This window comes from Streptomyces sp. SD31, assembly GCF_052068475.1.
Taxonomy (GTDB): domain Bacteria; phylum Actinomycetota; class Actinomycetes; order Streptomycetales; family Streptomycetaceae; genus Streptomyces.
Map to the genome: position 1 here is coordinate 163,309 of NZ_JBQHCX010000023.1, position 13,454 is coordinate 176,762.

Here is a 13,454-nt window from a genome sequence, read left to right on the forward strand (position 1 = left end):
CCGCAGGTCGAAGCGGGTCGAAGTGCCGGGCGCCCCTGGAGCAGCGCGCTGTACGCGTTCAGCACGGGCTGCCCGACCGAGGTGGGTGTAGAGCACGCGGGGCCCGCACTGGAGTGCGGGCCCCGCGTCTCGGACCGTCAGACAGCCCACGGCCAGTCGGCGTCCCGGGCGGCCTCGAGCAACGGCACCATCCGGAAAGCCGCGTCCGACAGGCCCCCGAAGGTGTGCCGGTTGCCCTTCCCGGACGGACCGTGCCCCGCCCGGTATCCGGCGAGGTTCCAGGTGTAGACCGGGACGTCGGCCGGGACCTGCTCGGTCGGGTCGCCGTGGTGGCTGGGTGCGTACTGCTCGTCGGTGACGATCAGTACGCGGTCGTGCTTCCGGTAGTGCCGGCGCACCGCTTCGGTGGTGTTGGTGCCGCCGAGGTCCCCGAACCGCTCCAGCACGTTCAGTACCGACTCGCCGCGACGGAAGGAGATCCCCCGGCTGTCCGTGCCGAACTGGACCAGGTCCGCGTCCGTCGCCCGCAGCGCGAGCGCCGTGCCGAAGATCGCCGCCGCGTCGGCCCGGTTGAGCTGCGAGCGGTCGGACAGCCGCGACCAGAACATCGAGCCCGAGCGGTCGACGAGGACCAGCGTCCGGCCGGGCAGCGCGGGCACGTTGGCCAGCGAGTGGCCGAGCGCCTGCTCCAGCGGGTACGCCCAGCGCAGCGACGGCGCGTGCTGGTACGCGGCGAGGTACCGGAAGGGGAACTGCCGCGAGCGCACGACCTCCGCCGGGTCACTGATGCGGGCCGCCACCTGCGCGGCGACCTCGTCCGAGACACCGGCCTCGTCGAAGTTCCTCAGGTTCCGAACGAGCGCCATCGAACCCATGGACGGAATCACGGCCTCCCAGGCCGACTTGTCCATCGGCCCCTGCAGCCAGCCGGCCAGCGCCTCCCACGTCATCCCGGCCGCCGCGAGCCGCTCGGCACCGCCCTCGGACGTGACCACCGCACGCCGCTCCGCGACGGGCAGCGCCATCAGCTCGCGGTGCGCGGTCAGCGTCCGGTTGGACGCGGGCGGCACAGCGGTGTCCGGGTTGTGCCGACGGTCGAGGGCGTACCGGAACAGCTCGCCCTGCCACGGCTTGTCCGGGTCCGGCGCCGCGTGCACCAGGTTGAGGATGTCGCCGAAGCGGTAGCCCTTGGACGCGGTGTCGTACTTCAGCAGCGACTTACCGCTGTACAGACGCCGTACGGCGTCGGCGATGCCGCGCTTGACCGGCTTCGGGACGTTACGGCCGTACACCGCCGTCCAGTACGCGAGCAGTTCGCCGGGCTCGTCCGGCCGCTGGAGCACGGAGGCGATGACCTGCCGGTTCGACGGACCGTCGGCGGCCCCGGCCGCCAGGCGGGCCTGCACGTACTCGGCGGCGCCCACGAGGGCCGCCGTACGGAGGTTGCCCTCGCCGCGCAGCCAGCCGAGCAGGCCGGCCGTCCACACCGGGTCGGTGACGGCGAGCTCGCGCACGAGCTTGGCGAACCGGTCGTCGCGGTCGGCGCCGGTCTCGTAGAAGGTCTGCTGGGTGACGAAGTGGGAGACGGCGAGCAGGAAGAGCTCGGAGCGCGGGTCCCGCTCACGGCCGCGGCCGCCCTGGTACGTACGGAGCACTCGCCCCGTCGAGGTGACCCGCGAGGTCGGACGCGCCTTGGCGGCACGCGTGTTGAATCGCGCCATGGTGAATTCCCCCCGAATTCATTCGTGTTTCGGAGGAGGCGCAGCAAAAGGAGGGTGCCCGAGTTCAGGAGTCGGCGACGGACTTTAGCCTGGTGCTCTGCCGAATTGAGCTACACCGACCCGAAGTCGATGACGGGACTCGAACCCGCAACCGCCAGATCCAATGAAGTAACCGTTGCCTGCGCACCGGGCACCCACCTTGAGCTGCGCCTCCCGAGATCAAGTCGGCGGCGGCCTGGGATTCTTTTAGGAGAAGAAGTAGCCGCAGCCTGCGCACCGGGAGGTGCATGAAGTTGTGGTGTCCAGAGATCGAGGTCGGCGGAACCGACGTGGTGCTCTGCCACTGAGCTACACCGGCTCGTGGAACCGGTGGCGGGATTCGAACCCGCGGCCTCCCCATTAAGAGTGGAAGTAGGTCCTGCCTTCGCACCTGGACGTTCATCACTCTAAGAGGGGTGCCGCGGGCCGGGCGAGTGAATTAATTACCCGCGCTTCTGCCGCTTCCAGGGCCCGGTGATGGCGAGCATGATGCCGGGCGTCTGGATGCAGGCGTAAAGCGTCCTGCCGTCGGGCGAGAAGGTGACGCCGGCGAACTCGCTGTATTCGGGCTCCTCTTCGGTGCCGACGTTCAGGTCGTTGCGGGCGATGGGGTACGTACGGCCGCTGTCGGTGGCGCCGAAGAGGTGCGAGACGCCCTCGCCGTCCTCGGCGAGGATGATGCCGCCGTACGGGGACACGGTGATGTTGTCGGGGCCGTCGAAGGCGCCGTCCTGGGACGGGTCGGGGTTGACGCCGAGGAGGACCTTGAGGGTGAGGGTGCGGCGCTTGGGGTCGTAGAACCAGACCTGGCCGTCGTGCGCGGCGCCGGGGCTCTCCGCACGGGCGTACGAGGAGACGATGTAGGCGCCGCCGTCGCTCCACCACATGCCCTCCAGCTTGCGGGCGCGGGTGACCTCGCCTGCGGCGAACTGCTTGCGCACGGCCACGGTCCTGGCGTCGCGGTCAGGGACGTCCACCCAGTCGACGCCGTAGACCGTGCCGACCTTCGTGGCGCGGGAGAGGTCGTCGACGAACTTGCCGCCGGAGTCGAAGCACTTGGGCGCCTGGAGGACACCGGCGTCGTCGGCGAGCGTGCGGAACTTGCCGCGGCCGTACTCGAAGCCCTTCGGCGGGGTCCAGCGGAAGAACAGGCCGTTGGGCGAGGCCGCGTCCTCGGTGAGGTAGGCGTGGCCACGCTTGGGGTCGATGACGACGGCCTCGTGGTCGTAACGGCCGAAGAACTTCAGCGGCTTGGGGTCGCGGTTGGCGCGCCGGTCGCCGGGGTCGACCTCGAAGACGTAGCCGTGGTCCTTGGTCATGCCGTTGACGCCGGCCTTGTCGGAGTTCTCCTCGCAGGTGAGCCAGGTGCCCCAAGGGGTGCTGCCGCCCGCGCAGTTGGTGGAGGTGCCCGCGATGCCGACCCATTCGGCGACCTGGCCGCCGGGGCGGACCTCGACGACGGTGCAGCCGCCGGCCGCGGCGGGGTCGTAGACGAGGCCCTCGGTGAGCGGGACCGGGTACTTCCAGTTGGCGCGCGGGCCCTTCAGCTCGTGGTTGTTGACGAGGAGGGTGGTGCCGCGCGGGCCGTCGAAGGTGGCGGTGCCGTCGTGGTTGGAGGGCGTGTACTCACCCGACTCCAGCCTCGTCCTGCCGCTGTAGGTGAGGATCCGGTACGCGAACCCGGCGGGCAGGGCGAGGATGCCGTCGGGGTCCGGGATCAGCGGTCCGTACCCGACACCGCCACCGTGGGCGTCCGCGGACTCCTCGCTCGCGGTCTCGGACTCCTGGGACGCGAGCGCGTTCGGTGCGGTGGCCAGCACGCCGGCGCTGCCCGCCAGCGCGACACCGGCACCGGTGATCGCGGATTTCCTGGCGAAGTCCCTGCGGGTGAGCGACATGGTGTCTCCTGTGACAGTGGGTGTGCCGTGGGAGGTGGCGGACTCCGGTCGGCGCAACGGTCCCGCCCATGTCTGAATGCCGGTTGAACACGGAGAGGATTCAGTGGAGCTACCTGGATGAATCCGCACCGGACCAGGGCAACGCCCTGAAGGGCCGCGGGGCTGTGTCGCTATGCGGCTCCGCCGCGTGGGCGCGACCAGCCCCCACGCATCCGCACCCGCCAACCGGCCGTCAACCCCCCTGCTGCGATCGCGCCTTGAACGCAGCCTTCCGCGCTTCCTTCGCGATCTTCTTGTCCGAATGCAACCGCCCCATCGCCTCCAGCACATCCGCGGTGGCCGGATGATCGACCCGCCAGGCCGCCGCGAAGAACGAACTGTGCTGCGCGGCCAGCCCCTCCACCAGCGCCCTCAGCTCATCGGAGTTCCCCTCGGCCGCCAGCTGCGCAGCCACCGTGTCGACGGTCAGCCAGAACACCAGCTCCTGGGAGGGCGCGGGTACGTCGGCGAACCCGGCCTCGGTCAGCCAGACCCGGGCCAGCCCGCCCAGCTCAGGATCGTCGAGGACCTCCCGCAGCGCGGGCTCGGCCTCCGCGCCCACCAGGGACAGCGCCTGCTGGCAGCGCAGCCGCCGCAGCGGCGCCCCGGCGTCCAGTCCGCGTGCCGCCGCCAGCAACTCCCGTGCCGCGGTGCGGGATTCGCGCCGGGCCAGCCACTGCTCGGTCTCGGCCTGCGCGGCCCGCTGCGGGAACGTGGCCGTCCCGTCGAGCAGCGCGTCGGCGCCCTTGTCCGCGAGGTCTCCGACGGCGGGCGCCTCGAACCCGGCCTCCAGCAGCCGGGCCCGCAGCCCGTACAGCCCGAGCGGGGTCAGCCGCACCATGCCGTAGCGCGACACGTCGGTGTCGTCGACGGCGGCCGACGGATCCTCGCCGGCGCCTTCGGTGTCCGCCATCAGCGCCTCGTCCACCGGCTGGTACTCCACCAGGCCGACCGGCTCCAGCAGCCGGAACTGGTCGTCCAGGCGCATCATCGCGTCGGACACCTGCTCCAGCACGTCGTTGGTGGGCTCGCCCATGTCGCTGGGCACGATCATCGAGGCGGCGAGGGCGGGCAGCGGCACGGGCCCGTCGGCCGGCCCGTCCTCGCTGACCGTCAGCAGGTACAGGTTGCCGAGCACGCCGTCGAGGAACTCCGCCTCGGCGTCCGGGTCCCAGTCCAGCGAGGAGAGGTCGACCTCGCCGCCCGCGTCCATGGCGTCGACCAGGTCGTCGAGGTCGGGCACGCTCGCGTCCGCGAGCACCGTCTCCAGCGCCGCCGTCCACACGCCGAGTACGTCCTGCGGCGAGCCGCCGGTCAGCAGGGCCAGTTCCGCGCCGGGCGCGACGGTGCCCTCCTCCTCGTCGACGACCTCGACCAGTCCGGTGTCGACGGCCACCCGCCAGGCCTCGCTCGCGTACGCGGCGGCGTCGTCCCCGCTCAGCCCGAGCAGCTCGGCGGCGGCCGGGAGTTGCTCGTCGACGAGCCCGCCCCCGGCGTCGACCCGGGTGTCGGGCCCGGCCCAGCGGGCCAGCCGCGCGGCCCGGGAGAGCAACGGCGTGGACAGGGCGTCACGCGCCAGCTCCGCTTCGGGGTGCAGCCGCACCGGCGGCAGGGGGGAGCTGTCTGACATCGGCTGGTTCTCCTAGGGCGTTCCGCAGGGCCGTACGCATCACGGCCCGGCCGCTGTACATCACGGCTCAACCGCTCAGCCTAGACGGATTTCCACCCATGCCGCCTGGTTCATCTCCTCGTCAGGATGTGTACATGGCCGAAACCTTGACAAGTGGCCTGAGCAGGCAGGAGATTGACGCGCGTAGAAATCGGGCGGACATCTGTTCACTGTATTTTCTACGCGCGTCGCCACCGCCCCACCGGTCGCGCCTGCACCGACCGTTCCACGCACCACCCTCGTCCCGGCGCCCATGTACGTCCCCGGAGGGATTTCCGTTGCCGAGCAAGAAGTCCGCGCGTCTCGCCGCGCTCACCGTCGCCGCCGTCTGTTCCGCGGCGTCCACCGTCGTCCTCACCCTGCCCGCGCACGCAGACTCGGTGCGCATCCATGACATCCAGGGCAGTACTCGAATATCGCCGTACGCCGGCCAGCAGGTCACGGACGTGACCGGAATCGTCACCGGCGTGCGCACCTACGGCTCGTCCAGAGGCTTCTGGATCCAGGATCCGCAGGCGGACGACAACGCGGCCACCAGCGAGGCCATCTTCGTCTACACCAACTCCACGCCGAAGGGCGTCGCCGTCGGCGACGCGGTCACGGTGTCGGGCACGGTCCAGGAGTACGTCCCGGGTGGCGCCGCCACCGGCAACCAGTCGATCACCGAGATCACCAAGCCGACGTTCACCGTCGTCTCCAGCGGGAACGCCCTCCCGGCCGCCGCGGTCATCTCCGCCGAGTCCGTGCCGGCCGCGTACACCCCCGCCGGCGACACCACTGCGAACGGCTCGATCAACGGCCTGACGCTCCAGCCGTCGGCGTACGCCCTGGACTACTACGAGTCCCTGGAGCACATGAACGTCCGGGTCGCCGACGCCCGGGTGGTCACCGGCACCGACGACTTCAACGAGCTGTGGGTCACGGTGAAGCCGCGCGAGCACGCCAACCGCCGCGGCGGCACGGTCTACGGCTCCTACGACTCGCAGAACACCGGACGCCTGCAGATCCAGTCGCTGGGCGCCCCGGCCGACTTCCCGGTCGCGAACGTCGGCGACACCCTCGCCGGCACCACCACCGGTCCGCTGGACTACACCCAGTTCGGCGGCTACACCCTGGTGGCGAGCGAGCTCGGCACGCTCAAGAGCGGTGACCTCAAGCGGGAGACGACCCAGAAGCAGGGGCGCGGCGAGCTGGCGGTCGCGACGTACAACGTCGAGAACCTCGACCCGTCCGACGCCACCTTCGCCGAGCACGCCTCCGCGATCGTGAACAACCTCCAGTCGCCCGACATCGTGTCCCTGGAGGAGATCCAGGACAACAACGGCGCGACGAACGACGGTACGGTCGCCGCCGACCAGACGATGCGGAAGCTGATCGACGCGATCGTGGCCGCGGGCGGCCCGACGTACGACTGGCGCTCCATCGACCCGGTGGACAAGGCCGACGGCGGTCAGCCGGGCGGCAACATCCGCCAGGTCTTCCTGTTCAACCCGGAGCGGGTCTCCTTCGCCGACCGCGCGGGCGGCGACGCCACGACCGCCACCGGCGTGACCAAGGCGAACGGCAAAGCGGCGCTGACGGCCTCCCCCGGCCGTATCGACCCGGCGAACGCGGCCTGGACGAACAGCCGCAAGCCGCTGGCCGGCGAGTTCGTCTTCCGTGGCCGCACGGTCTTCGTGATCGCCAACCACTTCGCGTCCAAGGGCGGCGACCAGTCGCTGCACGCGCAGTACCAGCCGCCGGCCCGCAGCTCGGAGACCCAGCGCCACCTCCAGGCGACCGCGGTGAACGCCTTCGTCAAGGACATCCTGGCCGTCCAGAAGAACGCGGACGTCGTCACGCTCGGCGACATCAACGACTTCGAGTTCTCCGGCACCGCCAAGCTGCTGGAGGACGACGGCGCGCTGTGGTCGGCGATCAAGTCGCTGCCCAAGAGCGAGCGTTACTCGTACGTCTACCAGGGCAACGCCCAGACCCTGGACCAGATCCTGATCAGCCCGTCGATCCGGCGCTCCTGCGACTTCGAGTACGACAGCGTGCACATCAACTCGGAGTTCAACGACCAGATCAGCGACCACGACCCGCAGGTGCTGCGGTTCCGCCCGTAACGCCTCTCGGGTTCAGGACTGGCTGAACACGCCGTTCAGCCAGTCCTGCCAGGCGGTTTCGCACTCCTTGATGTCGGCGCCCGGCGTGAAGTCGTGCAGGGAGATGCCGACCGGGTAGCCCCAGTGGTTGCGTCCGAAGACGCGGGTCAGGCCCCGGTCCGTGCGCAGCCCGATGAAGTACGGGTCCCGGTAGTCGACCACGGCGTCGAACTCGTCGGGCCCGTGGACCGTCACCCGCGTCCCGGCGGCCACGTCCTCCCCGACGCCCAACGCTCGCCCGACGGCGGCGAGGGCGTCGGCGGCCTTCGACGCCTCGGGCCCGTCGAACGTGGCGAAGGCGGCCGGGCGGGGCGCGAAGTGGACCAGGTACTCGCGCAGGGTGTGCAGATAGAAGTCGGTGTGCTTGGCGGCACCGTCGTACTGGTTGTCCCAGTCGTCGACGAAGATCCCGCTGTGCACGTACCGCACCCAGGCACGCCGGCCCTCGTCGCGCGGTTCGATGGTGTAGTCGAGCTGGTTGGCGGCCTGCTCGGCGATGCCCTCGACGTCCTCGACGCGGTTGCTGTAGCGGTGCGGCGGCTCCCAGGCGGTGACGGTGGACCCGAAGGGCCCCTTGCCGCCGACCTTGGGCTCCGGCGGCTCCATCGGCCACAGATAGCCTCCGGTTCCGGTGGTGATCGCCTCCCAGACCTCCTGTGGAGTGGCGTCGACCTCGAACTCGCGGGCGATCTCGAATTCCTTGGACATGGTGGGCTCCTGAGTCCTACTGCTCGATTTCCTGGGCGGGCCGGTCCTCGACCGCGGGATCGGCCGTGTGACCGGCCGCGTGACCGGCCGCGGGTTTGACCGTCGGGTGTACGGCGACCACGATCCGGTGATCCCGGCCGCCCTCGGCCCCGGGCGCGTCGTACTTGCGGATCAGCGCGCTCACACCCGCCGTCAACTCCTCGATGAACGCGGCCCGTTCGGCGGCCGACGCGAACCGGACCTCGCCGTCCAGCGCGTACGTCGCCAGCCGCTTGCGGGCCTTCGCCGCGCCGGTGATCAGCGAACCGACGTCCCGCACGAGCCGGGCGCCGAGGGCGAGCAGCCAGCGGGCGGAGAGCTGGTCCCGGAAGCGGTCCGGGTCCGGCTGCACGGAGGCGAGCGCGAGCGGGGAGATCACGTACGACGCGGCGGTCGCCCGCATCAGCCGCTCGGTCACGTTGCCCTTGCGCCGCTCACCGGCCAGCTCGACCAGGCCGTGCCGCTCCAGCGCCTTGAGGTGGTAGTTCACCTTCTGCCGGGGCAGCCCGACCTTCCCGGCCAGCATGGCGGCCGACGCGGGCCCGGCCGCGAGTTCGGCGAGCAGCCGGGCCCTTATGGGGTCCAGGGAGACGGCTGCGGCCTCGGGGTCCTCGATCACGGTGACGTCCAGCATGGGTCCACCCTCCCACCGAAAACTTTTTTTGTCCAGACGAAATCATTCTTCGGTTGAGTCTTCGGTGGATCTTCGGTGGAGGGGTCGGCCAGGGAGGAGAGGCCAGTCAGGAACGAGGACTCTCTGAGGAACGAGGACTCAGTCAGGGACGAGGCCCAGGGCGTAGTCGTACCGGCTGACCGTGCTGCTCTTGAGCCCCGGCCAGGTCTGTACGCGGTGCCACAGCTCGGTCGCCGAGCCGATGCCGTCACCCGGGGCGGCGAGGGCATCGATGTGGGCCTGGGCGCTCTCCCACTCGGCGTAGTTGAGGACGCGCGTGCCGTCGGTGCCGAGGTGGAAGTGGCCGGAGATGCCGCCGGGGTGCGGGGTCGGCTCGCTCTCCAGCGCCTCGAAGACGGCGTCGACCCAGGCACGCTGCCGGTCGGGGTCGGGGCCCTCGAACTCGATGTCGACGATCACGATGCAGCCGGGGACGCGCCTGTCGCCCTCACGGCGGGCGCTGCGGTAGTGCCGATACCGGCCGAGCCCCAGCCGCTCGATGCCCGGTACGGCGGTGTCGATCTCATCGTTGCGCTCTTGCCGGTGGAGCCGCACGAAGTCCTCGTACGCCTGCTCGCTCGCCCACTGCGAGTAGTGGAGCAGGGTGGAGGCGTCCTGGCCGGTGTAGACGTAGTAGCCGAGCAGGTCTTCCGTGGGCCAGGGGCGACGCTCCCAAGTGCCGGCGATCGCCTCGACGCTCTGTTTCTGTCGAAGGGGCGTGCCCACGCGCCAGGTACTGAAGAAGGGAGCGCCGATCTCCGGGCGGGTGAGGTCGGGGTGGGTGTGGGTGCGGCGGGTCATGGAGACCTCCGGAACAGGTGGCCGATGCGTACACCGATCACCTTTCACCCTCAACCGAACTTGAGGTCAAGGTCGAATACCCGCGGGCGGGCGGACCCGGATGGGATGGCGCGATGGGCGGATTCGGGCCAGAGACACGCCGCAAAAACCGGCAGTTCGCCGGCCCGAATCCGCCCATCGCGTCCGTCGAGCATTCGCCGACAGTGCCCCCGTAGGCGCCGGGGCGCAGGGACCCGCGCCCGGTCGGCCGCGGCCTACGGCATCACCTGGCTCGCCGTACCGGTGGGCCTCAGTGGTGCCCGTTGCGCCGGTGCCGCATTACCCTCGTCGCGACCATCGCTCCCACCGCCGCCCCGGCGATCAGCACCGGTCGCGGATGCCGCAGGCCGGCCTGCACGACGGTGCGCACGGGGCGCGGCACGCTGTGCTCGACCACGTGGCCCGCGTGTGTCGCCTTGCCCTGGACGGTGTGCCCGGCCTGGGTCGCCCGGTCCTGCACGGTGTGACCGGCCTGTGCCGCGCGGTCCTGCACCAGGTGACCGGCCTGCGCCGCCTTGTCCTGTACGACGTGCCCGGCGCGGGTCGCCCGGTCCTGCACCGCGTGGCCCGCCTGGGCCGCGCTGCTGCGCAGCTGCACGGTCATCGCGCCCGCCTTGTCCCTGAGGTCGGCGGCGCGGGCCATGGCCCGGCCCTTGACGTCCGCCTTCCCGGCCAACTCCGCGACAGTGTCGCCGAGTTCGCCGCGGGTGTGCTCGATCTGGCGGCGAAGTTCCTCGGGACCCTTGGCCCCGCCCCTCGCCTTCCCGGCCGCGGCCTTCCCCGCGGCGGCGGCCTTCGCGGAGCCCTTCTTCCCGGCCCCCTTGCCGCTTGCCGCCCCCGCCTTCCTGTCCGTCATCGGTGTGCCCTTCCCTTGATCTCCTCGACATCGGCCCTGACGCTGCCGAGCGCCTCCTCCGGTGCGGGAGGCGCGGCGCGCCGCAGCTGGGCGCGGCCGGTCGCGGCGAGCAGGCCCGCGACGGCGAACAGCGCCGCCGTCACGATCAGCGCCGCCGCCCACAGGGGCAGCGTCAGCGAGAGCGCGGCGGTGGCCGTCGCGGCCAGGAACAGCAGGCCTGCGTACGCGACGGCGCCCGCCGCGCCCAGCAGCCCACCGCCACGGCCGGCGCGCCGGCCCTTCTCGGCCAGCTCCTCCTTGGCGAGGGCGACTTCCTGCCGTACGAGACGGGAGAGTTGTTCGCCGGCCTGTCCGGCGAGTTCGCCCACCGAGTGGTGCTCGTCCCGCACCTGCCCGGGGGCCGTGGTCCCGGTCACCGTGTTCCGCCTCCTCTCGGTTCGGAACACCCCGGGTACCCGGACCGGCCCCCGCTATCCCTTCCGTCCGCTGCCCGGCCCGCGCTCGCCCAGCCGGGCCAGCTGGGTCTGGAACCAGTCGAGGCGGGCCTGCAACAACGCGGCCTCGGCGGCGAGTTCGGGCACGCCGAGGTCCTTGGCATCCCCGAGCCCGGCCACCGCCCCGGACGCCACGCCCTTCCCGGCCACCACCCGCAGCCCCTCCCCGCCCAGCCGGGCGAACCCCGCGAGCGAGACGGAGGTACGGCCGCGCAGGCAGCCCGCGCAGGAAGGGGCGAGGGCCGTCCAGCCGGGGCGGCCCCAGCCGGCGTCGGCCAGGGCGGCGGCGCCCGCACCGCAGGCGCACGGGCCGACCGTGGCGGTGCGCACCCTCTGACGGGCGTAACGGAAGCCGCGCTCGAAGCGGATGTACCGGCCCAGCACGGTGACCTCGAGCAGCACGGCAGCCCGGTGCTCGGCCCTGCACAGCAGCGCCTCCGCCGCCGTACGGTCGTGCACACAGTGGAAGCCGCAGTCGCAGCGGCGGTTCGGCGCCCGATGCCGCAGGCCGTAGACGCAGGACGCGTCGGCCAGGACTCCGTACGGCAGCGCACTGCCCAGCGACACACCGGTGAAGGCGGCCCGGGTGCCGTCCTGGGACAGCACCGGGTGGGCGATCTTGTATCCGGTCGGCGGCTCCGTCGGGCGTTCCTCCGGAAGCCGCAGCCTCATCGGGCGACCGGGACCTCTTCGGACGCCTTCAGTTCCTCGATCTCCTCGGGGAGTTGGAGTTCGGGTTCTTCCTCGCAGGTCTGCGGCTGCTCTTCCGCGACTCCGGTGGCGAGTGCCTTGCCCAGCTTCATGACGCCTCCCATGGCCAAGGGACGATGACCGTCCTGGCCATGGTGACCCATGACGCCCGAGTTGGACATAGGGCCTGGACGGGGCCGGCCCGGCGACCCGCACCTCACAACATTCCTTACCAATACCTCGTAGAGGAATTAAGTGGAGCTTCACAGTTGGTGTGTCGAGACTACCTCCATGACGACGACGCCCTCCGCCACCCCGCCCTCCGCCACCCTGCCCTTCGGCCGCGCCCTCTGCGCCATGATCACGCCCTTCACCGAGGCGGGATCGCTCGACCTCGACGGCGCTCAGCGGCTCGCCGAGCGGCTGGTGTCCGAGGGGTGCGACGGGCTCGTACTCTCCGGCACGACGGGTGAGTCACCGACCACGTCGGACACCGAGAAGTCGGATCTGATCAGGGCCGTCCGGGAGGCGGTGGGTGGCCGGGCGTCGATCGTCGCCGGTGTGGGCACCTCCGACACCCGGCACACCGTCGAGCTGGCCCTGGCGGCCGAAAAGGCGGGCGCCGACGGCCTGTTGGTGGTCGCGCCGTACTACAGCAAGCCCCCGCAGGACGCCGTCGAGGCACACTTCCGCGAGGTCGCCGACGCCGCCGGACTGCCCCTCGCGCTGTACGACATCCCTGGCCGCACCGGCACCCGCATCGAGCCGGAGACGCTGATCCGGCTCGCCGAGCACCCCCGGGTCGTGGCGGTGAAGGACTGCTCGTACGACTTCCTCGGCGCCCAGAAGGTGCTGTCCCGGACCGAGTTGGCGTACTACGCGGGGTGCGACGAGCACAACCTCGCGCTGTACGCGGTGGGCGGGGCGGGCTATGTCAGCACGGTCGCCAATGTGGTTCCCCGCCATCTCCGTTCGGTACTGGACGCCTTCGACACGGGAGACACGGCGGACGCGGCCCGGCTTCAGCAACGCGCCACGCCCCTCATCGAGTTGATGATGTCGGCGGGCCTGCCCGGTTCGGTCACCGCCAAGGCCGTACTCAATGAGCTCGGTCTTCCCGCCGGCCCGGTCCGGGCACCGCTGCGGCCCGCCGGCCGGGAGGCGGTCGACGGGCTGCTGGCGGAGTACGAGCGGCTGGCGGCCTTGGCCGTTTGATCCAAGAGAAAGCCGTTCGATCCAAGACGAAAAGGGGCCGGGCCCCGTACCGCATCCTGTGCGGTACGGGCCCCGGCCCCACGCTGTGCCCGGTGCGCGATCAGCCCCACTTGTACCCGTCGCCGAAGAGCAGGAAGTGCTCCAGCACGTCCTCCATCGGATCGTCCACCTGCCCGACGTTGACCAGTCCGATGCGGGGGCCGTTGTGCGAGCCCGTGTTGGTCTCGTCGGCGTACGCGGTCCCGGCCGGCAGCCAGCACACCGCCCCAGCGGCCAGCGCGCCGGCCACCAGGCGGAGTACGGCCCTGGTCCACGCGTTCGTTTTCACTCGACCGGTCATCGGCCCTCATTTCGTCGGTTCGGCATGTGATCGGAAACTGCGTCCACCCGTTCATCTGCCTGGACCGCGATGAGGTCACGTGGAGT

The 13,454-nt window shown here is 71.1% G+C and carries 13 protein-coding genes; 2 read left to right on the forward strand and 11 right to left on the reverse strand.

Translation table 11 applies throughout. The features are described from left to right. Nucleotides 1-137: 137 nt before the first annotated feature. From ACTMVF_RS38380 to ACTMVF_RS38390, 3 genes are all read right to left on the reverse strand, one after another. Nucleotides 138-1,721 (reverse strand): TROVE domain-containing protein, encoded by a 1,584-nt coding sequence (locus tag ACTMVF_RS38380; RefSeq protein WP_441275712.1) that lies wholly within the window; start codon nucleotides 1,719-1,721, stop codon nucleotides 138-140. A 482-nt stretch (nucleotides 1,722-2,203) separates the two neighbouring features. Next, nucleotides 2,204-3,658, reverse strand: coding sequence for an alkaline phosphatase PhoX (locus ACTMVF_RS38385; RefSeq protein ID WP_441275713.1), 1,455 nt, complete (start codon nucleotides 3,656-3,658; stop codon nucleotides 2,204-2,206). A gap of 232 nt (nucleotides 3,659-3,890) precedes the next feature. Beyond that, on the reverse strand, nucleotides 3,891-5,327 hold the full coding sequence (locus tag ACTMVF_RS38390) for a hypothetical protein (protein ID WP_441275714.1): 1,437 nt from the start codon (nucleotides 5,325-5,327) through the stop codon (nucleotides 3,891-3,893). 317 nt (nucleotides 5,328-5,644) lie between these two features. On the opposite strand from ACTMVF_RS38390, the gene ACTMVF_RS38395 reads away from it, so the two are divergent. After that, complete coding sequence (locus ACTMVF_RS38395; RefSeq protein WP_441275715.1) at nucleotides 5,645-7,474, forward strand: endonuclease/exonuclease/phosphatase family protein; 1,830 nt, start codon at nucleotides 5,645-5,647, stop codon at nucleotides 7,472-7,474. A 12-nt stretch (nucleotides 7,475-7,486) separates the two neighbouring features. On the opposite strand, the gene ACTMVF_RS38400 is transcribed toward ACTMVF_RS38395, so the two are convergent. The 7 genes from ACTMVF_RS38400 to ACTMVF_RS38430 all read right to left on the reverse strand — a co-directional run bounded on the left by ACTMVF_RS38400 (nucleotide 7,487) and on the right by ACTMVF_RS38430 (nucleotide 11,926). Further along, the gene (locus ACTMVF_RS38400) at nucleotides 7,487-8,221 is read right to left on the reverse strand and encodes an SRPBCC family protein (protein WP_441275716.1); all 735 of its coding nucleotides are present in this window, start codon (nucleotides 8,219-8,221) and stop codon (nucleotides 7,487-7,489) included. Nucleotides 8,222-8,237: 16 nt separating this feature from the next. Then, entirely contained in the window at nucleotides 8,238-8,894 is a 657-nt protein-coding gene (locus ACTMVF_RS38405) for an ArsR/SmtB family transcription factor (protein WP_441275717.1), read from the reverse strand. 138 nt (nucleotides 8,895-9,032) lie between these two features. Further along, entirely contained in the window at nucleotides 9,033-9,734 is a 702-nt protein-coding gene (locus ACTMVF_RS38410; protein WP_441275718.1) for an antibiotic biosynthesis monooxygenase, read from the reverse strand. A gap of 289 nt (nucleotides 9,735-10,023) precedes the next feature. Further along, a complete protein-coding gene (locus ACTMVF_RS38415) occupies nucleotides 10,024-10,629 on the reverse strand; it encodes a DUF3618 domain-containing protein (protein WP_441275719.1) in 606 nt (201 codons plus the stop codon). Next, nucleotides 10,626-11,045, reverse strand: coding sequence for a phage holin family protein (locus tag ACTMVF_RS38420; RefSeq protein ID WP_441275720.1), 420 nt, complete (start codon nucleotides 11,043-11,045; stop codon nucleotides 10,626-10,628). The genes ACTMVF_RS38415 and ACTMVF_RS38420 overlap by 4 nt, the downstream gene beginning before the upstream one ends. 54 nt (nucleotides 11,046-11,099) lie before the next feature. Further along, entirely contained in the window at nucleotides 11,100-11,795 is a 696-nt protein-coding gene (locus tag ACTMVF_RS38425; RefSeq protein ID WP_441275721.1) for a hypothetical protein, read from the reverse strand. Then, nucleotides 11,792-11,926 carry a hypothetical protein gene (locus tag ACTMVF_RS38430; protein WP_441275722.1) on the reverse strand — a complete coding sequence of 45 codons (135 nt, stop codon included), beginning with the start codon at nucleotides 11,924-11,926 and terminating at the stop codon, nucleotides 11,792-11,794. Before ACTMVF_RS38430 ends, ACTMVF_RS38425 begins: the two co-directional genes overlap by 4 nt. 178 nt (nucleotides 11,927-12,104) lie before the next feature. Here ACTMVF_RS38430 and dapA point away from each other — a divergent pair, with 178 nt between their 5' ends. After that, nucleotides 12,105-13,028 (forward strand): 4-hydroxy-tetrahydrodipicolinate synthase, encoded by a 924-nt coding sequence (dapA, locus tag ACTMVF_RS38435; RefSeq protein WP_441275723.1) that lies wholly within the window; start codon nucleotides 12,105-12,107, stop codon nucleotides 13,026-13,028. 100 nt (nucleotides 13,029-13,128) lie between these two features. Here dapA and ACTMVF_RS38440 read toward each other — a convergent pair whose 3' ends face one another. Beyond that, nucleotides 13,129-13,368: a hypothetical protein gene (locus tag ACTMVF_RS38440; protein WP_441275724.1), complete on the reverse strand. Its 240-nt coding sequence runs from the start codon at nucleotides 13,366-13,368 to the stop codon at nucleotides 13,129-13,131. Nucleotides 13,369-13,454: the final 86 nt, after the last annotated feature.